The organism is Solidesulfovibrio sp. DCME (genome assembly GCF_049995385.1).
GTDB lineage: Bacteria > Desulfobacterota > Desulfovibrionia > Desulfovibrionales > Desulfovibrionaceae > Solidesulfovibrio.
Genome location: NZ_CP188261.1, coordinates 1,426,507 through 1,449,123 on the forward strand (window position 1 = coordinate 1,426,507; position 22,617 = coordinate 1,449,123).

At 68.7% G+C, this 22,617-nt stretch carries 18 protein-coding genes; 14 read left to right on the forward strand and 4 right to left on the reverse strand.

The window, feature by feature from the left end; all coding sequences use genetic code 11:
- Positions 1-6: 6 nt before the first annotated feature.
- Complete coding sequence (locus ACP59X_RS06120) at positions 7-720, reverse strand: FkbM family methyltransferase (protein ID WP_428566331.1); 714 nt, start codon at positions 718-720, stop codon at positions 7-9.
- Positions 717-2,234 carry an ATP-binding response regulator gene (locus tag ACP59X_RS06125; protein WP_428566335.1) on the reverse strand — a complete coding sequence of 506 codons (1,518 nt, stop codon included), beginning with the start codon at positions 2,232-2,234 and terminating at the stop codon, positions 717-719. The genes ACP59X_RS06120 and ACP59X_RS06125 overlap by 4 nt, the downstream gene beginning before the upstream one ends.
- Positions 2,235-2,507: 273 nt before the next feature.
- Between ACP59X_RS06125 and ACP59X_RS06130 the strand changes: the two genes are divergently transcribed.
- The 11 genes from ACP59X_RS06130 to ACP59X_RS06180 all read left to right on the forward strand — a co-directional run bounded on the left by ACP59X_RS06130 (position 2,508) and on the right by ACP59X_RS06180 (position 16,437).
- Positions 2,508-3,722, forward strand: coding sequence for an ammonium transporter (locus ACP59X_RS06130; RefSeq protein ID WP_428566338.1), 1,215 nt, complete (start codon positions 2,508-2,510; stop codon positions 3,720-3,722).
- Positions 3,723-3,744: 22 nt separating this feature from the next.
- On the forward strand, positions 3,745-4,083 hold the full coding sequence (locus tag ACP59X_RS06135; RefSeq protein WP_428566341.1) for a P-II family nitrogen regulator: 339 nt from the start codon (positions 3,745-3,747) through the stop codon (positions 4,081-4,083).
- Positions 4,084-4,185: 102 nt separating this feature from the next.
- Positions 4,186-6,846 carry a [protein-PII] uridylyltransferase family protein gene (locus tag ACP59X_RS06140; protein ID WP_428566343.1) on the forward strand — a complete coding sequence of 887 codons (2,661 nt, stop codon included), beginning with the start codon at positions 4,186-4,188 and terminating at the stop codon, positions 6,844-6,846.
- 221 nt (positions 6,847-7,067) lie between these two features.
- Complete coding sequence (locus ACP59X_RS06145) at positions 7,068-7,721, forward strand: peroxiredoxin (protein WP_428566348.1); 654 nt, start codon at positions 7,068-7,070, stop codon at positions 7,719-7,721.
- Complete coding sequence (locus ACP59X_RS06150; protein ID WP_428566351.1) at positions 7,718-7,984, forward strand: hypothetical protein; 267 nt, start codon at positions 7,718-7,720, stop codon at positions 7,982-7,984. Before ACP59X_RS06145 ends, ACP59X_RS06150 begins: the two co-directional genes overlap by 4 nt.
- A 399-nt stretch (positions 7,985-8,383) precedes the next feature.
- Entirely contained in the window at positions 8,384-8,983 is a 600-nt protein-coding gene (locus ACP59X_RS06155) for a YkgJ family cysteine cluster protein (protein WP_428566354.1), read from the forward strand.
- Positions 8,980-11,364, forward strand: a complete 2,385-nt coding sequence (locus ACP59X_RS06160) for a penicillin-binding protein 1A (protein ID WP_428566357.1) — start codon at positions 8,980-8,982, stop codon at positions 11,362-11,364. The genes ACP59X_RS06155 and ACP59X_RS06160 overlap by 4 nt, the downstream gene beginning before the upstream one ends.
- A gap of 724 nt (positions 11,365-12,088) precedes the next feature.
- Positions 12,089-12,589, forward strand: a complete 501-nt coding sequence (locus tag ACP59X_RS06165) for a hypothetical protein (RefSeq protein WP_428566362.1) — start codon at positions 12,089-12,091, stop codon at positions 12,587-12,589.
- Positions 12,590-13,239: 650 nt separating this feature from the next.
- A complete protein-coding gene (gene ilvB / locus ACP59X_RS06170; RefSeq protein ID WP_428566365.1) occupies positions 13,240-14,922 on the forward strand; it encodes a biosynthetic-type acetolactate synthase large subunit in 1,683 nt (560 codons plus the stop codon).
- Positions 14,909-15,220, forward strand: a complete 312-nt coding sequence (locus ACP59X_RS06175; RefSeq protein WP_428566368.1) for an ACT domain-containing protein — start codon at positions 14,909-14,911, stop codon at positions 15,218-15,220. The genes ilvB and ACP59X_RS06175 overlap by 14 nt, the downstream gene beginning before the upstream one ends.
- Positions 15,221-15,288: 68 nt before the next feature.
- Positions 15,289-16,437: a sensor histidine kinase gene (locus ACP59X_RS06180; RefSeq protein WP_428566373.1), complete on the forward strand. Its 1,149-nt coding sequence runs from the start codon at positions 15,289-15,291 to the stop codon at positions 16,435-16,437.
- Between the two features lie 124 nt (positions 16,438-16,561).
- On the opposite strand, the gene ACP59X_RS06185 is transcribed toward ACP59X_RS06180, so the two are convergent.
- Positions 16,562-17,104 (reverse strand): class IV adenylate cyclase, encoded by a 543-nt coding sequence (locus ACP59X_RS06185; protein WP_428566377.1) that lies wholly within the window; start codon positions 17,102-17,104, stop codon positions 16,562-16,564.
- 59 nt (positions 17,105-17,163) lie between these two features.
- Entirely contained in the window at positions 17,164-17,469 is a 306-nt protein-coding gene (locus tag ACP59X_RS06190) for a putative quinol monooxygenase (RefSeq protein ID WP_428566382.1), read from the reverse strand.
- Between the two features lie 189 nt (positions 17,470-17,658).
- Between ACP59X_RS06190 and ACP59X_RS06195 the strand changes: the two genes are divergently transcribed.
- Genes ACP59X_RS06195 through ACP59X_RS06205 form a run of 3 tightly spaced genes read left to right on the forward strand, consistent with a single transcriptional unit; the run spans position 17,659 to position 22,597 of the window.
- The gene (locus tag ACP59X_RS06195; RefSeq protein ID WP_428566385.1) at positions 17,659-18,339 is read left to right on the forward strand and encodes a CerR family C-terminal domain-containing protein; all 681 of its coding nucleotides are present in this window, start codon (positions 17,659-17,661) and stop codon (positions 18,337-18,339) included.
- Positions 18,336-19,496, forward strand: coding sequence for an efflux RND transporter periplasmic adaptor subunit (locus ACP59X_RS06200; RefSeq protein WP_428566388.1), 1,161 nt, complete (start codon positions 18,336-18,338; stop codon positions 19,494-19,496). The genes ACP59X_RS06195 and ACP59X_RS06200 overlap by 4 nt, the downstream gene beginning before the upstream one ends.
- Positions 19,493-22,597, forward strand: a complete 3,105-nt coding sequence (locus tag ACP59X_RS06205) for an efflux RND transporter permease subunit (protein ID WP_428566391.1) — start codon at positions 19,493-19,495, stop codon at positions 22,595-22,597. Before ACP59X_RS06200 ends, ACP59X_RS06205 begins: the two co-directional genes overlap by 4 nt.
- Positions 22,598-22,617 lie beyond the last annotated feature (20 nt).

Genomic DNA, 22,617 nt, shown 5'->3' on the forward strand with positions numbered 1-22,617 from the left:
TGAGCCCTAGGCCCGGCGAAATAGCGCATCCCCGGACACGATCCGCCCGTCCCCGTCCCGGAAGCATTCGTAGACCCCGTCCAGGGTGAATCCGAATTCCCCCAGAAAGGCTTCCAGCTCCGGCAACAGCGCCTGTCCGGCATACAGCGGGGTACGCGCGGTCTCGGCCACAATGGCGGACACACCCCCCAGCAGCACTGTCGCGCCGCGAAGCGCCGGCAATTCGTAGCCCTGCAAATCCAGCTTGATCACGTCCGCCCTGTCTAAAACCGCGTCTAAACGCGCCACCGGCACGTCGATCGTTTGCGCAATCGAAAGCGCCTGGCCGGCGTATTTGTCGCGGATGCCCGTGGGCGGCAGCAGCGACGACAGCGTCGGGCGGTTCATGACCGAAAGCGTGAGCGTCGCCGGCGCCTCGCCAAGCGCCAGGGCGTGGACGCGCACCCGGGCGTCGCCGGCAAAGCGTTTGGCCAGTTTTCGGGCCAGGCGCGGCTGGGGCTCGAAGGCCTCGACGCGCGCCCCGGGAAAGGTGGTGAGCAGCCGGGCGGTCACGTTGCCCTTGTTGGCCCCGCCGTCCACGATGACCGGCGCCTGGGGCAGGGGCAGGGCGGCAAGCCGCTCGAGCCAGGCCTCGCGGCCCGCGCCCCGGCCCTTTGCGGCAGGGATGGCCCGCGGGCAGGCTGCGCCGGGCGCACAGGCCGCGCGGCGTTCGCTGCTCACGCCGTACCCTCGCCCGGAGCCGGGCCGGGCTCGTCCTCGTCGCCGTCCCAATCCGCGTCCTCGACCGGGGGCAGGGGCTCGGTCAGCGGCCCCAGCGGGAACTGCACCGTGAAGACGGCTTCGCCGGTGATCTGGGAAAAGGTCAGGGCGCCGCCCATGTTCTTGACAATGCGGTGGGAAAGCGGCAGCCCGCTGCGCTCCTCGCCCTCGAGGAAGGGGAGGAAGACCAGTTCCGGTTCGGGGACGGGCGCGGCAGCGGCGAAGGCCACGTCGAGATGGACGAACCGGGCGTGGCGCGAGGAGGTCAGAAGCACCTGGCCGTCCTCGGGCAGATGGCCGGCGGCGTAGCGCAGCAGGCTCGTGACCACTTGCGTCAGCAGGTCCGGGTCGAGTTGCAGGTCCGGCAGGCCGGTGGCCAGGCGGGCGGCCACGGACAGGCCCCGGGCGGAAAATTCCGGGGCCAGGAAATCCACGGCCGCCGACACGATGGCGTTTAAGGCGCATTGGCGCGGCCGCAGGTCCACCGGGTGCAGGTAGGTGCTGATGCGGTCGAGGATGTCCTCCAGGCGCCGGGCCTCGGACAGGATGATGGCCGCCTCGCGGTTTTCGGGCAGCCTGGCCTGGAGGCGGTGGGCGAAGCCGGCGATGGAAAAAAGCGGATTGCGGATCTCGTGGGCCACTTCGGCCGAGATGGCGCCCAGGGTCTTGAGCTTTTCCTCCTGGACCACGAAGCGTTCCAGTTCCACCCGGTCGGTGATGTCCACGACGATGCCCTCGATGGCCGCCGTCGCGCCGTCGCTGCCGGGCCGGGTCGAGGGGATGGCCCGCAGCAGGGCGTGGATGGTGGCTCCGTTTTTGTGCAGCAGCCGGCATTCCTCGGTGCGGGCCCGCTCCCGGGGCGAGAACCCGCGGCGCAACAAGGCCTCGACCCGCTGCCGGTCGTCGGGGTGCACCCGGGTCAGCAGCCAGTCCTGTTCGGTGAGGGCCTCGCCCCGGGAATAGCCCAGCAGCGTGCGGCAGAACTTGTTGATGAAGGCCAGGTTGCCCGAGGCGTCCAGGACGAAGACCAGCAGCGGCAGGTTTTGGACCAGGTTGAAATAGCGCATCTCGGCCAGGCGCACCGCCTGCGACAGCATCCGCCGCTCCAGCACCGCCCCCAGGGCATGGCCCAGCAGGTCGAAGCTGACGATGGGTTTTTGCAGGTAGTCGGCCGCGCCCATGCGGAAGGCCTGGATCACGCCGGCGATCTCGTCCTGGCCCGAGATGACGATCACCGGCGGCGGCTCGCCGCCTTCGCGGGCCAGGGCGGCCAGCACCTCGAAGCCGTCGAGGACCGGCAGGCGCAGGTCCAGGAGCACGGCGTCGGGTTTTTCCCGGCGGGCCACATCGAGCCCTTCCCGGCCGTCGGCGGCCTCGACGACGGCGTAGCCCGAGCCGGCCAGCCACAGGCTCACGGCCCGGCGCACGTCGCCATCGTCCTCGACAACAAGGATTTTTGCTTTTTTGTCGGTCATGGCCCGGCTCCGAGGGGAGTACTGCTTGCGGCCCAAGCCTACCCCAAGACGGCCGGTCTCGCCAGGGGCACGGCGCGGAACGGGGCCGGGACGGCGGGAGTGATTTTGTTGTTGCAAAAGTGTCAACTTCGCTTTAGGAAAATTTCTGTCGCGCCGCTCCGCGAAAAACGGCTCCGCTCCTGGCAAGGGGGCGGGGCACGCCGAACGGGCGGGTGGAGACGCGACGCCGGCTGGGGTTTGTTCGACAAAAACGTTACAAGAGAGAGGGGAACCATGAACGCGGCGGATACCGCTTTCGTGCTCATTTCGGCGGCCCTGGTCATGCTCATGACCCCGGGCCTGGCTCTGTTTTACGGCGGCATGGTCCGGGGCAAGAACATCCTCGGTACGCTCATGCACTCCAACATCCTGCTCGGCACGGTCAGCATCCTGTGGGCCATCGTCGGCTACTCCCTGGCCTTCGGCGGGGACATCGGCGGGGTCATCGGTAACCTGGACTTCGTCTTCCTCAAGGGCGTGGGCCAGGCGGCCAAGGAAGGCGTGGACAACATCCCGCACCTGGCCTTCATGATCTTCCAGTGCATGTTCGCCGTCATCACCCCGGCGCTGATCACCGGCGCCTTTGCCGAGCGCATCAAATTTTCCGGCTTCCTGCTCTTCACCTGCCTGTGGCTGCTCCTGGTCTACTGTCCCATGGCCCACTGGGTCTGGGGTGGCGGCTGGATGGCCAAGATGGGCGCCCTGGACTTCGCCGGCGGCGCGGTGGTGCACATGAGCTCGGGCGCCTCGGCCCTGGCCGCCGCGCTCTACCTCGGCCGGCGTCACGGCTACGGCAAGCAGGCCTTTATCCCGCACAACCTGCCCCTGACCATCCTCGGCGCGGGCTTGCTGTGGTTCGGCTGGTTCGGTTTCAACGCCGGCAGCGCCCTGGCCGCCAACGGCCTGGCCGCCTCGGCCTTCGTCACCACCCACCTGGCCGCCGCCGCCGCCGCCTTCAGCTGGATCGTGGTCGAGTGGCTGCACCGCGGCAAGCCCACCACGCTGGGCATGGCTTCCGGCGCCGTGGCCGGCCTGGTCGCCATCACCCCGGCCGCGGGCTTCGTCGAGCCCATGCCGGCCATCCTCATGGGCCTGGTCGCCGGCGCCCTGTGCTACGGCGGCGTGCTGCTCAAGGGCGTGTTCAAGTACGACGATTCCCTGGACGTGGTCGGCATCCATGGCCTGGGCGGCACCTTCGGCGCCCTGGCCACCGGCCTGTTCGCCACCAAGGCCGTCAATGAACTGGGCGCCGACGGCCTGTTCTACGGCAACCCCGGCCAGTTGTGGATCCAGTTCGTCTCCGTGGTCGCCACCTGGGCCTTCTGCTTCGTCATGTCGCTGATCCTCTTTAAAGTCGTGGACTTGATGGTTGGTATTCGGGTAAGCCAAGAGGACGAGACCAAGGGCCTCGACGTCAGCCAGCACAGCGAAGTCGGCTACCAGCTCTAAAAGAGGGGATAAGGAGCGCGCCATGAAGAAGATCGAAGTCATCACCCGGCCTTACAAGCTGGACGAGATCAAGGAAAAGCTCACGGGCATCGGCATCAAGGGCATGACCGTGTCCGAGGTCAAGGGCTTCGGCCGCCAGCGCGGCCATACCGAGGTCTATCGCGGGGCCGAGTACCAGGTCGATTTCGTGCCCAAGGTCAAAATGGAGCTCATTGTCGAGGACAGCGTGGCCGCCGAGGTCATCAAGACCATCCAGGCCGCCGCCCAGACCGGCGAAGTCGGCGACGGCAAGATCTTCGTGTCCACCATCGACGAGGTCATCCGCATCCGCACCGGCGAAACCGGCAACGCGGCCGTCTAGCCGCTCCCGGGACGCGTTCCCGGCGCAGCGAAAACCGCACCGGACCGGGGGGGAGCGCCTACGCTTCTCCCCGGTTTTTACGTGCCGCACCGGAGAAAAGGCATGGCCGCAACCGACAGGCCCCCAAGCGCCGCCCTGCTCGTCGAGGGCAAGGCCCTGCTCGACACGGCCCTGGCCGCCGGGCAGGTGGACGTCTCCTATGTGTCCGCCCTGTCCGACGTCTACGACCGCTATTTCCGCGACCGCCTGGCCGAATACCGGGCCGGGGCGCCCATCGCCGCCACCTTCGCCCTGGTGGCCGTGGGCGGCTACGGCCGGCGCGAGCTGTGCCCGGCCTCGGACATCGACGTCCTGGTCGTCTACGGCGGCGAGGCCCCCGAGGACGCCCCGGAGCTGGCCAGGTTCCTCTTTTTTCCCCTGTGGGACCTGGGCGTGGACCTGGGCCACGGCGTGCGGGCCATCCGGGAATGCCTGGACCTGGCTCGGGGCGACCACCAGGTGTTGGCCTCCTTTCTCGACCTGCGCTTCCTGGCCGGCGACCCCGCCGTGTGCGAGGGCCTGGCCGCCGCCCTTGGCCGGGAGGTCTACCCGGAGCGGGCCGCCGCCTTCGTCCGCTGGCTGGAGTCGGCCAACGAGGGCCGCAAGGCGACCTACGGCGACGCCGGGGCCATGCTCGAACCCAACCTCAAAAACGGCCTGGGCGGGCTGCGCGACGCCCACCAGGTCCGCTGGCTGCTGGCCCTGGACGCCGGCCGCGACGGCGACGCCAGGACGCTGGCCGAGGAGCTCGACGCCCTGGCCCGGGACGTCTCCTTCGTGATGCTGGCCCGCTGCCACCTGCACCGCCTGTGCGGCCGCAAAAACGACAAGCTCTATTTCGAGTTTCAGGAGCGCCTGGCCGAGGCCATGGGCTTTGGCCAGCGGGGCGACCGGGCCGGGGTGGAACGCTTCCTGGCGCAGTTGCTGCGGCGCATGGCCGACATCAAGGCCCTGCGCCTGTCGGCTTGGCCGCTTTTGGCCGGGGCGCTGGGCGCCCTGGACCTGGCCGCCCCGGCCGTGCCCGTGGCCGCCGGCGTGGAACGCGCGCCCGAGGGCCTGCGCTTCGCGCCCGGGTTGTCCGACGTGGCGGCCATGGAGGCCGTTTTCGACCTGCTGCATGCCTGCGCCACCTCCGGCATTCCCCTGTCCCACGGCACGCTGCGCCGGTTGCGGGGCCTGTCCGAAGAGCTCGCCCGCCTGGCCGACGTGTCGCCGCGCACCGGGCGGCGGCTTTTCGAAGGGCTTGGCGCCGTCATGCTGGCCGACGCGTCCGGCCTGGCCATGGACGCGGCCATGGCCACGGGGCTGTTGCGGGCGGCCTTGCCGGAATTCGCCCGGGTCGAGGACATCGTCTCCTTCGACATCTACCACGTCCATCCCGTGGGCCGGCACAGCCTGGAAGCGGTGCGGCTGCTGGCCGCCATGCAGGCCGGCGACGGCGACGCGCGCTGCCGCAAGCTCCTGGACGGGCTGCCCCGGCCGGAGCTGGTTTTCTGGGGGGCGCTGCTCCACGACGTGGGCAAGGGCCTGGGCGGCGGGCATGCCGAAAAGGGGGCCGAGCTGGCCGAGGCCATGCTCAAGCGCCTGGCCGCGCCGCCCGAGGCCCGCAACGCCGTGGCCACGCTTGTGCGCGAACACCTGCTGCTGCCCGAGACCGCCACCGGCCGGGACTTGGCCGACCCCGACGTGGTGGCCCGGGTGGCTTCGCGCCTGGCCACGGTGGAACTCCTCGACATGCTCACGCTCATCGCCCGTTGCGACGGCCTGGCAACCGGCCCGCAAGCCTGGACGGCCTGGAAGGAAACCCTGGTCTACGACCTGGCCGCCAAGGTGCGCCGCGTCATCGAGCAGGGGCGGCTTTTCGGCGAGGGCGACGCCCGGGTCATGCTGGCCACAAGGGACCGGCTGCGGGAAACGGCCCGGGGGCAAATGGACCCCGAGGCCCTGGAGCGGGCGCTTTTGGCCATGCCGCCGCGCTACCTCGTGGTGGAGGCGCCGGAAACCATCCTGTCCCACCTGCGCCTGCTGGCCGAACTCGACGCGGCCGCGGCCGAGGAGCGGCGCATGCGGCCGAGCCAACGGCAGGGCGGGGGCGGCCGCGACGTGGTGGCCGTGGCTCACGAGGCCCTGCCCGGCGGCGAGGGCTTCCAGGTGACCGTGGCCGGCCGCCATGTGCGGGCGCTTTTTCCCACCGTGACCGGGGCGCTGGCCCTGCACGACCTGTCCATCCTCGACGCCGACGTGTTCGTGTGGGACGACGGCGTGACCATCCTGTCGCTGCGCACGGCCAACCCGGCCGACGTGCTTTACGCCGACGAGGTCTTCGCCCGGGTGGCCCGGGCCATCCGCTACGCGCTTTCCGGCAAGCTCTTCCTGGCCTACCGCCTGGCCCAGAAGCGGGCCTCGCTGCTGTCCGGGCCGGCCGTGGCCGGGCCGCGCAACCCGCCGGTCGTCTCCCTGGACAACCGGGCCTCGGACCTGTTCACCGTCATCGAGGTGGCCTGCGACGACCGGGTGGGGCTTTTATATGACATCGCCCGCACGCTCCACGAGCTGCGCCTGGAGACGCACCTGGCCAAGGTCATGACCCCGGCCGGCCGGGTGCGCGACGTGTTCTACGTGCGCGGCGCCGACGGCCGGCGCGTGGAGGACGCGGAGCAGTCCCGGGAAATCAAGTCGGCGCTCATCCACCGCCTGGCCGAGGACCTGTGCACCCTGCGCTGAACCCGGACGGATGCTCCGTCTGGCCGCGCAACTGGCCACCGTACGCCTCGCCCGGCCGGGTTTTCCGCCTGGCCGCGCCACTGGGCACCCTGCCTGCGCTTGGCCGGATCCCTTCTTTGGGGCTCGGGAATAGGCCACGGCGCCGGCCCTTGACGCCGGCCGGCGAAGCGGCGATACCTTGAGCGTACAGGCCGCGCCGCCACGACCGACAAGGAGCCTCCATGACCGCAAGCGACGTTTTGCCGGCCACCCCGCGCCTCGGCGAGCCGGCGCCGGATTTCGAGGCGGAAACCACCCAGGGCATCCTGCGCCTGGAGGATTTCCGGGGAAGCTGGCTGGTGCTTTTTTCGCACCCGGCGGATTTCACCCCCGTGTGCGCCTCGGAACTGGTCGCCTTCGCCGGGGCGCGCGCCAAGCTGCGCGAACTCGGTTGCGAGCTGCTGGGGCTGTCCGTGGATTCGGTCTTTTCCCATATCGCCTGGGTCCGTTCCCTGGAGGCCAACTTCGGCGTGACCATCGATTTCCCCTTGGTTGCCGACGTCACCGGCGAGATGGCCCGCCGCTACGGCATGCTCATGTCCGCCGAATCGCCCAACGAACCCATCCGCATGACCTATGTCATCGACGACCGGCAGATCGTGCGGGCCTCTAGCGCCTACCCCATGACCACCGGGCGCGACGTGGGCGAGATCCTGCGCCTGGTCGCGGCGCTGCAAACCACCGACGCCCACGGCGTCGCCACTCCGGCCGGCTGGAAGCCCGGCGAGCCCGTGCTGGCTCCGCCGCCGCGCACCCAGGCCATGGCCGCGGAACGGGCCAAGGCCGGCGGCGCGGCCGGCCCGGACTGGTATTACCGCACAAAGGAGACCACATGACGCCCGAAGAGCGGGATGAACGGATCGACGCCGACGAAAGTATTGCCGCCATCAAGCCCGACGGCTCCCTGACCCAGACCGCCCGGGATATCCTGCGCGCCTGCGATCCCCCGGCCACCGAGGAAGACATCAGCCGGGCCCTGGTGCGCCACTTTTCCCAGGTGGAGCCCATGGTGCGCGACCTGGTGCATCTGGGGCTGCTCGCCGATGTCTCCGGCCGGCTGACCCTGACCGAATTGGCCGAGGAGAAGCTGGCCCGCTAGCCGGCCGGGACGGGCGCCGCGCGGCACGGCCGCGACGCGCCGGCGTCTGGGCCTCGCTACGGGCCGCGACGCGCCGGCGTCTGGGCCTCGCTACGGGCCGCGACGCGCCGGCGTCTGGGCCTCGCTACGGGCCGCGACGGGGCACGACCGCGAGGAGTCGCAGCCTGGCCGCTCTTGCCGGCCGGGACGGGGCGCCGCGCGCACGGCCACGAGGAACCGTAGCCCGGGCCGCGTGCACGACCACAAGGAACCGCCGCCTGGGCCGCGCCGCCGGCCGGGCCGGGACAGGGCGCCGCGACGCGGGCTGGCCGGGCTTTACGGCCGGGCAGGCCGGTATTATGTACGCCTCGGGCGTCGCCGGGCCGGGTTTGGCCGCGCGGCGCGCCGGGAGGGTGACCCATGTCCATGGATCGGCCGGGCAAGGCCGTCGGCGGGGTTTCGCCGGACATCTGCGCCAGGTGCGCCGCGTCCGGTCCCACATGCTGCGTGATGACCCCCGGGCATGAGGACCAGTGCTTTCCCGTTTCCGAAATGGAGCGGCAGCGCATTGGGGAACAGACCGGGCTGTCGCGCGGGGCGTTTACGCCCGAGGCCAATTCCGCCGCGTTTCTGGCCAGCCTGCGGCGGCTTTTTCCGGGCGAGGGCCAGGTCCTGGAGGCGCTTTTCCCGCCGGGGCGACGCCATCTGCGCCTGTCGGTGGGCCCGTCCGGGCGGTGTGTCTTCCTGCGGGCCGACGGCTGCTGCTTGCCAAGGCAAGTGCGGCCGTATTATTGCCGCCTCTTCCCGTTCTGGATGGCCGCCGGGCGGGTGTCGGCCTTTGCCGCCACGACCTGCCTGGTCCACCGCGAAGGGCGCACCGTGGCCGGGATGCTCGCCGCCATCGTCATGACCGAAGCCCAGGTACGGGACCTGCATGGCCGGCTGCGTCTGGCCTGGGGGCTGCCCCCCCGGGAAGGCATGGCAACGGTCACTCCCTCCCCAGCGAGATTTGGCACGTGAAAAAGCTGCTCCTTTTATTCGTTCTCCTGGCCGTGGTCGGCGGCATCACCGCCGCGGCCGGGCTGGTGGGCCTGTACTACTGGGCGTCCAGCGATTTGCCGAGTTTTCGGAAAATCACCGATTATCGCCCGCCCCTGGTCACCACCATCTACACCCGGGAAAACAAGGTCCTGGGCTACCTCTATTCCGAAAAGCGCTTTCTGGTGACGCTTGCGGAAATGCCGGAATTTCTGCCCAAGGCCTTCCTGGCCGCCGAGGACTCCACCTTCTACCAGCACGAGGGCGTGGACATCTCGGCCATCGTGCGGGCCATGATAAAAAACCTCCAGCGCGGCGGCATCAAGCAGGGCGGCTCCACCATCACCCAGCAGATCATCAAGCGCCTGCTTTTATCCTCGGAAAAAAGCTACAAGCGCAAGATCAAGGAAGCCATCCTGGCCTACCGGCTGGAGAAGTACCTGACCAAGGACGAGATCCTCACCATCTACCTGAACCAGATCTACCTCGGCTCCCGGGCCTACGGCGTGGAGGCGGCGGCGCGGACCTATTTCGGCGTTCACGTGGGCGACCTGACCATTGCCCAGGCGGCCCTGCTGGCCGGCCTGCCCCAGGCCCCCACCCGCTACAGCCCCTTCCGGGACTTCGAATCGGCCAAGAACCGCCAGAAATACGTGCTCGGCCGCATGCTGGTCCAGGGCTGGATCACCCAAGCCCAGCACGACGCGGCCGTGGCCGAGCCGCTGGTTTTTAAAAGCATGCCCGACCCGTCCTGGGAAGTGGCCCCGTTTTACCTGGAAGAGGTGCGCCGCGAGCTCATCGACCGGTTCGGCGAGGACCAGGTCTACAACGGCGGCCTGCACGTGCGCGCGGCCGTGGACCTCAAGCACCAGGAGGCGGCCGAGCGGGGCCTGCGCGAGGGCCTGGTCGCCTCGGAGAAGCGCCGGGGCTACAAGCCGGCCCTGGAAAAGCTCGACAAGGAGCGCTACGAGGATTTCTACGCCCGCAGCAACGTGCCGGAATCGCTGCTGGTGCCCGGCCGCTGGGTCAAGGCCCTGGTCCAGGAGGTCACGGGGCAGGGGGCCACGGTGCGCTTCGGCGACAAGTACGGCTTCATCCCGGCCGAGGAGATGAGTTTCGCCAAGGGCAAGGTCGAGCCCGGGGACCTGGTCTGGGCCTCGGTCATCGCCGTGCCGGACAAGGCCGGGGCGCAAAAGCCGGCCGAAACCCCGGCCCAGCCCGCCCCGACGGCCAAGGGCAAGGCGGCCAAGGCGGCCCAGCCTGCCCCGGCCCCGGCCTCGGTCAAGCCCGGCCGGCCGGTGTGGAAGCTGGCCATGCAGCTCGAGCCGCGCATCGAAGGCGCCATCGTGTCCATGGACCCGCGCACGGGCGAGGTGCTGGCCTGCGTGGGCGGCTTTTCCTTCGAGAAAAGCCAGTTCAACCGGGCCACCCAGTCCTTTCGCCAGCCCGGCTCCTCGTTTAAGCCCATCGTCTATTCCACGGCCATGGACAACGGCATGACCCCGGCCACGGTGGTCATGGACGGCCCCTTTTCCTACCGCGACCCCTGGAGCGGCCAGGTCTGGTCGCCGGGCAACTACGAGGGCGACTACGGCGGCCCCATGACCATCCGCTCGGCCCTGGCCAAGTCCAAAAACCTGGTCACGGTGCGGGTGGCCCAGCAGGTGGGCATGAAAAAGATCGTGGAGCGGGCCCAGGAGCTGGGGCTTCGCGGCGAGTTCGTACCGTACCTGCCGGTGAGCCTGGGCGCGGTGGCCGTCAACCTCCTGGACATGATCCAGGCCTATTCGGCCTTCGCCCGGGACGGCTCAACCATCAAGCCCCGCTTCATCCTGGACGTGAAAAGCCCCTGGGGCGAGGAAATCTACGTCAACAAGCCCGAGGTCAAGCAGGTCCTTTCGCCCCAGACCGCCTACATCATGGACTGCCTGCTCAAGGAGGTCGTGCGGGCCGGCACGGCCACGGCGGCCAAGGTCCTGGGGCGGCCGCTGGCCGGCAAGACCGGCACCACCAACGACTTCCAGGACGCCTGGTTCATGGGTTTTTCGCCCTATCTGCTCACCGGCTGCTACATCGGCTTCGACCAGCCCAAGCCCATGGGCAAGGGCGAGACCGGCGGCCGGGCGGCCCTGCCCATTTGGCTCACCTACCGCAAGGCCGTGGAGGACGACTATCCGGTGGAGGACTTCTCGCGCCCGCCCGGCATCGTCATGGGCACCGTGGACGGCGTGCCCATGGCCTTCAAGGAAGGCACCGAGCGCGGCTCCATGGCCATCATGGACGAGGAGCAGGAGAAGGCCTTTTTCACCGACCCCAACGCCCCCCTGGGCAAAGGCGAGGACCTGCTCAAGCAGATGTTCTAGGTTTTTACCGCCTGCCGCGCCGGCGCCGCCGGCTGCCGCCCGAGGGCCTGCCCGGGCAGGTGGGCTCGGCGGTTTTCCGAAGAGATGTTTCCGCGCCCCGTCGACCGTGCGTTCGGCGGGGCTTTTTCGTGGCGGCAGCTGGTTTGGGGGCCTGGTGCCGGGGAGAGCGTGGCCGTTATCCGCCGCATGGGGACTGGCGTCGGGGGCGCGTGGCCGTGTCATTGCCACAGGGGCCTGGTGTCGGAGGAAGCGAGCCCGGCTGGGTGGTGCCTGTGCAGGTTGGCCAGGCCGATGGAGCGGGCTTACCGGCCGTGGCCGGGCCGTGTCTGGGTCGGGTTGGGGCCAGGCCGGGGCAGGTCCGGGGGCCGGCCCCGAAGGGCTGGCGCGCGAAGGGATGCGGCAAGGGAGGCCGTGAAGGATCGATAAAGGAGAATCCTCATTTTTTGCACTGTAGGAACATACAGTGATGGTTTGCATAAGAAATAGTCTTGCAATACTGAAGAACATCCGAAGAATATAACCGAAGGAAATGAAAAATTCCACGGGATATGGTTGTGTAATTTGAAATAGTGCGTAAAAATTTTCGTAAATATCATGGTTATAGCATTTGTGACGACGTTTATTTTAAAAGGTTACATCATAAAAAGTATTATTTATCTCTAAACTCTGCCACGAGGCCGCCGATAAGCCGGGCAAGATTGTACGCAAGCAAAGGAGAACGGCCATGACCACGGATCTCGTCAGCCTGAACTATTCCAGTTCCACCACGCTGAGTTCCCTCACCGGGACCGCGACGACGTCGAGCACGAGCTCCTCCTCGTCGGACAGCGACGGCCTCAAGATTTCCGGGGATGACGCGAATTTTTCCAAGGGCGCCGAGACCATGAAAAAGCTCAGCGATCTGGCTTCCTCGGACCCGGAGAAATTCAAGGAGGCTGCCCAGCAGATTTCCGATAGCTTGAGCGAAGCGGCCGGCAACGCCTCCGATTCCAACGAGGCCAAGCTCTACAGCGACATGGCCAGCAAGTTCGCCGAGGCGGCCAAATCCGGAAGCATGTCCTCCCTGACCCCGCCCAAGCCGCCCACGGGCGCGTCCGGGACCCAGGCCGGCGCCGCCCAGGCCTACGGCAATACCGCCGCCAATACCTCGGGCAGCAACCCCATGTCCAACGTCGACAGCATCATCAGCGGTGTGCTGTCCGGTGTCGGCGCCACGGAAGGATAAGCGGTGTGCTGTCCGGTGTCGGCGTAACGGATGGCTCAGCAGCGCCTGCCGTCGGCAACAGGCCGGCCGGCCGCAGGGGCGGGGCGGGTCGGCCGACCATGTCCTTTTAAAAAGAAAGTAACAAGGTGGTCATTTTCTGGATCAATTGAAACGTTACTTGTCTATCGGGACAGTATACTACTTCTCTTGCCATATTGCCCCCGGCCAACCAGACGAGCCTGTGCCGGATACAGTGCTCGGCTGGTTGGCCTTGTTATGGGGGGCGGTCCGCCACAGGCGGCCTGGCCGGGATTGGCCGGCCTGCCCCTGGCGGGCGCTTCGCGAGCCTGTGCCGGCCCTCGCCGGAGCGCCCGGCGGCATACGGGCGGCCGGAGCGCCGTCCGGGCCTTGGCCATCCTCATGGCTCTTGACGGGCCGAACCGGTGGGCGTAATACTTCCCAAAACGTCGGAGGAATCCCTAACATGCCTGCTGTGACCCGCCTGGTGCTAACCCTTCCCAACGCGAAGTGCGCGGTCGTAGTAGGCGTCGCCATAGCGGCGCCTTAGCGGGGAACCTTTTTTTCGTCATGTCCTTGAAGCCCCCGCCGGCGCGCCGGCGGGGGCTTTTTGCGTTTTCCGCCGCGCGCCCGGGGCACAACCGGAGGCCAGTATGATCCAGACGACCGGAGCCCGGATAATCGCCCAGAGTCTCCTGCGCCACGGCATCGAGGTGGTGTCGGGCATTCCCGGCGGCGCCAACCTGCCGCTGTTCGACGCCCTCGCCGAAACCCCCATCCGCATCGTGCTCGCCCGCCACGAACAGGGCGCGGGCTTCATCGGCCAGGGCATGGCCCGGGTCACGGGCCGGCCGCAGGTCTGCCTGGCCACCTCCGGCCCGGGAGCCATGAACCTGCTGACCGCCATCGCCGACGCCAAGGCCGATTCCGTGCCCCTGGTCTGCCTCACCGGCCAGGTGCCGCGCGGGCTCATCGGCACGGACGCCTTTCAGGAGGTCGACGTCTACGGCCTGACCATCCCCATCGCCAAGCACAACATGCTGGTGCGCCGGGCGGCCGACCTGCCGCGCCTGATGACCGAGGCCTTCCGCATCGCCGCCTCGGGCCGGCCCGGCCCGGTGGTCATCGACGTGCCCCGCGACGTCCAGCTCGAGGCCGTGACCATCGAGGCCTGGCCCGAACCGGCCCGGCTGGAGGCCCAGCCCATGCCCTCGCCGGCCGACCTGGCCAAGGCGGCGGCGTTTTTGGCCGCCAGCGAACGTCCGGTGCTTCTGTGCGGCGGCGGCGCGGCCCGGTGCGGCGCAGGCGCGGCCGTGGCCGCCCTGGCCGAGGCCCTGGACGCGCCGGTGGTGACGACGCTGATGGGCCTTGGGCTTTTGCCCCACGACCATCCCCGCAACGCCGGCATGGTCGGCATGCACGGCCGGCCGGCCGTCAACCACGCCCTGTGCCACTGCGACCTGCTCGTGGCCGTGGGCGCCCGCTTCGACGACCGGGCCACGGGCGACGCCAAGCGTTTCTGCCCCGGGGCGGCCGTGGTCCACATCGACATCGACCCGGCCGAACACCACAAAAACCGCCGCGCCCACGTGGCCCTGGCCGGGGATGCCGGCCGGGTGGTGGAGGCCCTGCTGCCCCTGGTGCCGGCCAGGCCCCGCCACGATTGGGCCGGCCATCGGGCCGGCATCCGCCGGGAGCACGCCTTCGTCCCGCCGGGCCTTGCCGACCCCAAGAGCCCCTACGGCATGCTCGTGGCCGCGGCCGCAATCCTCGGCCCCGAGGCCATCGTGACCACGGACGTGGGCCAGAACCAGATGCGCGCCGCCCAGGTCTGGCCCTGCGCCCGGCCGGGCCGGTTCCTTACCTCGGGGGGCCTTGGCACCATGGGCTTCGGCCTGCCCGCGGCCATCGGCGCCGCCCTGGCCGAGCCCGGCACGCCGGTTGCCTGCGTCACCGGCGACGGGGGGCTGCTCATGAACATCCAGGAGATGGCCACGCTGGTGGAGCTGGGGCTGCCGGTCAAGATACTGCTCATGGACAACGGCGTGCTGGGCCTCGTGCGCCAGCAGCAGGAATTCCTCATGGGCGGGCGGCATACCGCCTCGACGTTTGCGGCCCGGCCCGATTTCCCGGCCCTGGCCGCGGCCTTCGGCATGGCCTGCGTGGACCTCGAACACTGCCGCGACGCCCGGGGAACCCTGGCCGCCGCCCTGACCGCGCCCGGCCCCGCCCTGGTGCGCCTGCCCGTCGACCCCGACGCCCACGTCTATCCCATGGTGCCCCCCGGTGCCGCCAACAATGAAATGATCCTGGAGAAACGCCATGCCGACGCCTAGTGTGACGCGCCCCGAGCGGCCGGCCCGCACCGTGCTCGAAGTGGCGACCGACGACTGCCTGGCCGCCGCGCGCCATGTGACGGCCTGCCTGGCCCGGCGGGCCCAGGTCCTTCATGGCCTGCTGTGCCTGCCCGGCCCGGCCGGCGGGGGGCGGCTGGTGGTGGCCCTGGCCGACGACGGGGGCCTTCCCCGGCTCCTGGCCGAACTGGCCGCCTTGCCGCAGGTGCTCCGGGTGACCTGCGGCCAGGCTGTCGGTGCGGATTTCACGGCCGCCTTCCTGCGGGAGGCGGCCGCCTGAAAGTGGTTTACGGGACGCTCGGCCGTGGGCTATGACTCGGTGACCGCGCTTTCACCTGGAGGTTTTTTGTGGACGCCGGAGTCGTACCGCCGTTTACGGCCGAGCGCCTGCCCGCCGACAAGGTGGCCCTGCAGGCCAAGTTGTTCGCTTCAAGCCCGGCCGCCGGCGTACTCGATCGGCTGCCCCTGGGGGTGGCGGTGTGCAACATCACCCGCCAGATCGTTTATTCCAACGAGAAGTTTCGTGAATTGACATCCCGTGGGTCCGGGGCGGCGGGGCTGGTTGGCCAACGCCTGGGCGAGGCCCTGTCCTGCCTGGGGGCGGGGCTGGAGGTGGGGGGCTGTGGCACGAGCGAATTGTGCCGGTCCTGCGGCATGGCCCGGGCCCTGGCCGAGAGCCTGGCCGGGGGCGGCCTGGCCCACGGCGAGTGCTCCCTGGCCCGTCAGGGCGGCCACAAGCTCGAAAGCCTGGACTTCCGCATCTGGATCTGGGCCATGGCCTACGGCGGCGAGACCTTTCACGCCGCCATCCTGACGGACATCCGGGCCGAGAAGCGCCTGGTGCTCATGGAGCGCATCTTCTACCACGACATCCTCAACATGGTGTCGGGCATGCGCGGCATCTGCGAGTTGCTGCGCGAGGAGAAAGAGTGCGCCCAGAACGCCGAACTGGAGCTTTTGGCCTTCGCCGCCGAGCGCATCAACGACCTGATCCTGTCCCAGCGCGACTTCAGTCTGGCCGAGCACGGCGAGTACGAGGTCACGCCCATCAAGATGGGCACGCTCTCGCTTTTGACTGACGTCACCGGCCTCATGCGGCGGGAGCCCTCGGCCCGGGGCAAGCAGCTCCTCCTCGCCCCGGACAGCGGGGACGCCTATTTCGCGGCGGACCGCAAGCTGGTCACCCGCATCCTGATCAACATGCAAAAAAACGCCCTGGAGGCCAGCAAGCCCGGGGAAACGGTCGTGACCGGCTGCGACACGGACGGCTCATACGTGCGGTTTTGGGTCAAAAACCCCGGCACCGTGCCCGAGGAGGCCAGGCCGCAGATTTTTCGCCGGGCCTTTTCCACCAAGGGCGCCGGCCGGGGGTTGGGCACCTACGGCATGAAGCTTTTTGCCGAGAACTACCTGGGCGGCGAGGTGGGGTTCACCAGCGACGCCGACGCGGGGACGCTTTTCTTCGTGCGCCTGCCGGCCGCCGACATCGGGGACTAGGGCCGCGTCCACGGACAGGCCGCACCGGTTTCGAGGCCAGCAAACGGCAACCCTGCGGTATGGTGACGATGCCAGCGTATTGTTGCACGGGCGCGCCGCGAGGCGTCCCGGCGGGCCGCCCGCTTCAGGCGGTCCCGGGGCCGGATGCGAACGCGCCGGCCGCTTCCAGCAGGTCCCGGTAGGCGCCGGGCAGGCGCGCGGACGCGGGCAGCCCCAGCTGGGAAAAGATGGCCTCCGCGATGGCCAGGCCCGCCGCCGCCGATTGCCCCGCCTCCAGCACCACTTCCAGCTCCAGGAAATCGCCGAGGCCCTCCACCGCATCCAGGTAGATGCGCGTTTGGCCGCGGAAAAAAAGCAGCCGGCGCTTGACCACCCGGCCGATGACGCCAAGGGCCGCGGACAGGGTTTCGCGCAGGCCGGCCGGGTCGGCCGTCTCGTGGATCCGGTAGCGGCTCTGCGTGGGGCCGGGGGCGTCGGGGCGCTGGTAGAAGATGAGCTGGCCGCGCCCGTTTCCGAAATCGCGAAGCTTGAGCCGGCCGGTTGGGCAGGTGAAAAACGTGTCGTCCTGGAAAAGCGCCTCGGGCGCGCCGTCGGCCAGGGACTGGACCAGGGGCAGCACGGCCTCCAGGCTTGGGATGCGGGCCTTGACCTCGATGTTGCGGGGCATGGGCAATACGCCGGGCGGTCCGGCCGGCCGCGTTTGGGCCGCCGGACCGCCGCCGTGGGCTAAAAACCGGGAAGCTCGGCGAACAGCTTGACGGACATGGGCGCGGCCAGAAGGCCGGGCGCCTTGGCCTTGAAGTCATTGAGATGCGGGGTGTCGAGGTGGCTGGCCAGAAGCTCCCGGCTCTCCCAGGCCTCGACCAGGACGAATTCCCCGGGCCGGGCCGTGGATTCGTACAGGTCGTAGGCGATGTAGCCCGGGTCTTTCTGCGTCGGGGCGACCAGGGCCGTGAGCGCGGTTTTCAGTACCGCCTCCTGTCCCGGTTTGGCGACGAACTTGGCCACTACGTTGATGATGCCGTCGGCCATGGGCGTGCTCCTTCGTTTGGGTTTGCCGCAAGGATGATCCGGGCTAGGCTGTTTTACCGCCGCCGTCAACGTGGGCGCGCCCCGTGGATGACAAAGGCGTAACCGATCGGCGTCGTTGCCGGGAAGGGTTGACCGGCCTGGCGATCGTCCGTAAATTCACGACGCACACGCGTTCACCAAGGCGGGCTGATGACTGGCAACGGTCGCGAGGACGAAACCCGGGTGCGGCTGCTCGAAGCCGCCGGCGAAATCTTCTCCTGCAAGGGCTACCAGGCCGCAACGGTCCGCGAGATCACCAAGCTGGCCAAGGCCAACCTGGCCGCCATCCACTACCATTTCGGCAGCAAGGACCGCCTCTACCAGGCCGTCCTCGAACACGCCCACCGCGAGGCCAGCCGCCGCTTCCCGCCGGACCTGGGCCTGGCCCCCGGGGCCGATGCCAAGGCGCGCCTGTACGCCTACGTGCGCGCCCTGTTGCTGCGGCTGCGGGAGAAATCCCGCCACAACTGGCTTTCCCGGCTCATGGCCCGGGAAATGGCCGAGCCCTCGCCCAACCTGAGCCTGGTGGTGGAACGCTGCCTGGCCCCGGCCAGCACCGTGCTGCGCGCCATCGTGGCCGAACTCCTCGGCCCCGGGGCCACGCCCCTGGCCGTGGCCCGCCACGCCCAGAGCGTCGTGGGCCAGTGCCGCCATTTCGTCCTGGACGGCCCCCTGCTCGCCCGGCTCTATCCCGACTGCGACCCCTGCCAGGGCGGGGTGGACGACATCGCCCTGCATGTCGTCCGTTTTTCCCTGGCCGCCCTCGGCTGCCCCGATGCCCGGGATTTTGTCCCGCCAATCTTCGACCCCGTTTGTGGAGAGGTCTTGTGAGCCGCTTGTCGTTTTCGCGAGCCGCCCTGTTGGCGCTTTCCGTGTGTTGTGTCTGGGCCTGCGGCGGCAACGGGGACAAGGCCCCGGCCGTCGCCGCCCGCCCGGTGCCCGTGCTGGCCGTGGCGGCCAAAACCGAAACCCTGCCCCTGGTGGTGCGGGCCGTGGGCAATGTCGAACCCGTGGCCACGGTCACGGTCAAGCCGCAGGTCGGCGGCGCCATCACCGAGCAGCGCGTGCGCGACGGCGCCGATGTGGCCAAGGGTGAACTGCTCTTTCGCATCGACCCGCGCCCCTACGAACTGGCCATCCGCGAGGCCCAGGCCAAGCTCGACCGCGACAAGGCCCTGCTGGTCAAGGCCGAGGAGGACCTCAAGCGCTACGTGACCCTCAAGGCCAAGGACGTGGTGGCCCAGGGCCAGTACGACGAAACCTATTCCCAGGCCAAGACCCTGGAGGGCACCATCCGGCTCAACGAGGCGAGCCTGGCCCGCTCGCGCCTGGACCTCGAATACACCGAGGTCCGCGCCCCCATCGCCGGCCGGGTCGGCTCGGTGTTGCTCACCCTTGGCAACGTGGTCAAGGCCAACGACGACCGGGTCATGTGCGTCATCAACCAGATAAGCCCCATCTTCATTTCCTTTTCCGTGCCCGAGCGCTACCTTTCGGTCATCCGCGAGCGCGCCGCCAAGGGTGAGCTGTCCATCACGGCCGTCCCGGCCGGCGAGGAGGGCAAGGCCCCGGTGATCGCCGATCTGGCTTCGGTGGACAACAGCGTGGACGCCAGGACCGGCTCCATCCGGCTCAAGGCCGCCTCGCAAAATGCCGACCACCGCCTGTGGCCCGGGCAGTTCGTGCGCGTCGGGCTCAACCTGTCCACCCTTGCCGGCGCCGTGGTCATCCCCACCAAGGCCGTCATGGACGGCCTAAACGGCCCCTATGTCTACGTGGTGGCCCCCGACGGCCTGGTGGATGCCCGCCAGATCACGCCCGGTCCCATCGTCGACGACCGGACCGTGGTGCAAAAGGGCCTGGCCGACGGCGAGATGGTGGTGGTGGACGGCCAGGTCCGCCTGGCGCCCGGGGCCAGGGCCGAGATCAAGCCGGGCGGCCAGGCCACGGCGGCCAACGGCCCCGCCGGCACGGGGGCGGCCCAATGAACCCGGCCGCCATCTTCATCTCCCGGCCCGTCATGACCACCCTGGTCATGGCCGCCATTCTTCTCTTCGGCGTCATGGCCTACCTGAGGCTGCCGGTGTCCGACCTGCCGAGCGTCGATTTCCCTACCATCGAGGTCCGGGTGTCCCTGCCCGGGGCCAGCCCCGAGACCATGGCCGCCGCCGTGGCCAACCCGCTGGAAAAGCAGTTCTCCACCATCGCCGGCCTCGATTCCATGACCTCCATCAATTCCATAGGCTCCACCCGCGTCACCCTGCAGTTTTCGCTGGACCGCAACATCGACGCCGCCGCCCTGGACGTGCAGTCGGCCATGACCACGGCCGCCAAGGACCTGCCCGACGACCTGCCCTCGCCGCCGTCGTTTCGCAAGGTCAACCCGGCCGACGCGCCCATCCTCTACCTGGCCATCTCCTCGGCCGTCATGCGCCTGTCCGACGTGGACGAATACGCCGAGAACATGATGGCCCAGCGCATTTCCATGGTGCCCGGCGTGGCGCAAGTCTCGGTCTACGGCTCGAAGAAGTACGCCGTGCGCATCCAGCTCGACCCCGAGGCCATGGCCGCCAAGGGCATCGGCGTGGACGAGGCGTCCGAGGCGGTGAAAAAAGGCAATGTCAACCTGCCCGTGGGCACGGTGTCCGGCCCGTCCAAGGAATACACCGTGCGCTCCAGCGGCAAGCTGCTCTCGGCCGAGGGCTACAAGCCGCTGATCGTCGCCTGGCGCGGCGGGGCGCCGGTGCGCCTGGCCGAGATCGCCAGCGTCACGGATTCCGTGGAGGAGACCCGCCGCTACAACTGGTTTTCCGGCACCCCGGGCATGGTCCTGGCCGTGCAGCGCCAGCCCGGCACCAACACCGTGGAGGTGGTGGACTCCGTCAAGAAGCTTTTGCCCAGCTTCCAGGCCCAACTGCCGGGCTCGGTCTCGCTCAGGATCCTCTACGACCGGTCCGTGTCCATCCGCGAGTCCGTGGCCGACGTGAAGTTCACCCTGGTTTTGACCGTGGCCCTGGTGGTCATGGTCATCTTCCTTTTCTTGCGCAACATCCCGGCCACGGTCATCCCGAGCCTGGCCCTGCCCATGTCCGTGGTCGGCACCTTCGCCGCCATGTACGTGCTGGGCTTTAGCCTGGACAACATTTCGCTCATGGCGCTGACGCTGTCCGTCGGCTTCGTCGTGGACGACGCCATCGTCATGCTCGAAAACATCGTGCGCCACCTGGAGATGGGCAAGACGGCCCTGGCCGCGGCCATGGAAGGCTCCAGGGAGATCAGCTTCACCATCGTCTCCATGACCATTTCACTGGCGGCCGTGTTTTTGCCGGTCTTTTTCATGGGCGGCGTGGTGGGGCGGCTTTTCCACGAATTCGCCGTGACCATCATGGTGTCCATCCTCATTTCCGGCTTCGTGTCCATTTCGCTGACCCCCATGCTGTGCAAGCTGGTGCTCAAACCCCACGCCACCGTGCGCCACGGCCTGGTCTACAACGCCATCGAACGCGGCTTCGACGGCCTGCGCGACTTCTACGACACGTCGCTGCGCCTGGTGCTCAAGCACCATTTCGCCACGTTCCTGTTTTCCCTGGCCCTGCTTGGCCTGACGGTCTGGCTTTTCCGGGCCATTCCCAAGGGGTTTTTGCCAAGCGAGGACACGGGCCAGCTTTCGGTCACCACCGAGGCCGAGGAGGGGGTGGCCTTTGGCGTCATGATGGAGCGGCAAAAGCGCCTCAACGACCTGCTGGCCAAGGACCCGGACGTGGCGGAATTCATGTCCGTGGTCGGTTCCGGCGGCCCCAACAACACCAACAACAACGGCCGCATGATGCTTTCGCTCAAGCCCGTGCACGAGCGCACGGCCACGGCCGACCAGGTCATGCAGCGCCTGCGCCGGGAGTTGGCCCAGGTGCCGGGGCTGCGGACCTACCTGCAAAACCCGCCGCCCATCCGCATCGGCGGCCGGGCCAGCAAGGGCCAGTACCAGTACACCCTCCAGGGGCCGGATACGGAGGAACTGTTCAGGGCCGCCGCCGCCTTCGAGGGCAGGATGCGCGAACTGCCCGACATCCAGGACGTGAATTCCGACCTGCAGATCCGCAATCCGGAGCTGCGCATCGACATCGACCGCGACAAGGCCTCGGCCCTGGGCATCTCGGCCTACCAGATCGAGAGCGCCCTGGCCACGTCCTATGGCAACCGGCAGATCTCCACCATCTACGCCACCAACGACACCTACCAGGTCATCATGGAACTGGCCCCGGCCTACCAGGCCAACCCCGAGGCCCTGGCCCTGCTCTACGTGCGCTCCAGCGACGGCCAGCTCGTGCCCCTCGATACGCTGATCAAGCGGACGGTGTCGGTCGGGCCGCTGTCCGTCAACCATTCTGGCCAGTTGGCGTCAGTGACCATGTCGTTTAACCTGCGGCCCGGGGCGTCGCTCGGCAACGTCGTCGCGGCCGTGGAGGAACTGGCCCGAAAGGAACTGCCCGGCACCATCGCCACGAGCTTCCAGGGCGAGGCGCAAGCCTTCCAGAGTTCGCTCACCGGCCTGTCCCTGCTGCTCGGCATGGCCGTGCTCGTCATCTACATCGTGCTCGGCATCCTCTACGAGAGCTTCATCCACCCCCTGACCATCCTGTCGGGCCTGCCCTCGGCCGGCGTGGGCGCCCTGGCCACCTTGATGCTCTTCGGCCTGGACCTCAACATCTACGGCTTCGTCGGCATCATCATGCTTATCGGTATCGTCAAGAAAAACGCCATCATGATGATCGACTTCGCCCTGGAGGCCCAGCGCGGCCAGGGCCTGCCGGCGCGCCAGGCCATCTTCGAGGGCGCGGTCACGCGTTTTCGGCCCATCATGATGACCACCATGGCGGCGCTGATGGGCACCTTGCCCATCGCCCTGGGCTTCGGGGCCGGGGCGGCAGCCAGGCGGCCGCTGGGGCTTTGCGTGGTGGGGGGCTTGGTGGTGTCGCAACTGCTGACACTGTATTTCACGCCCGTCTATTATGTGTACCTGGACGGGCTGCAAGATTGGCTCAAGCGTCGTTTCGGCCATCGGGCCAGCCGGTCCGCCCGGGCGGTGTAGCGGGCGCCTAACAGGAGAAC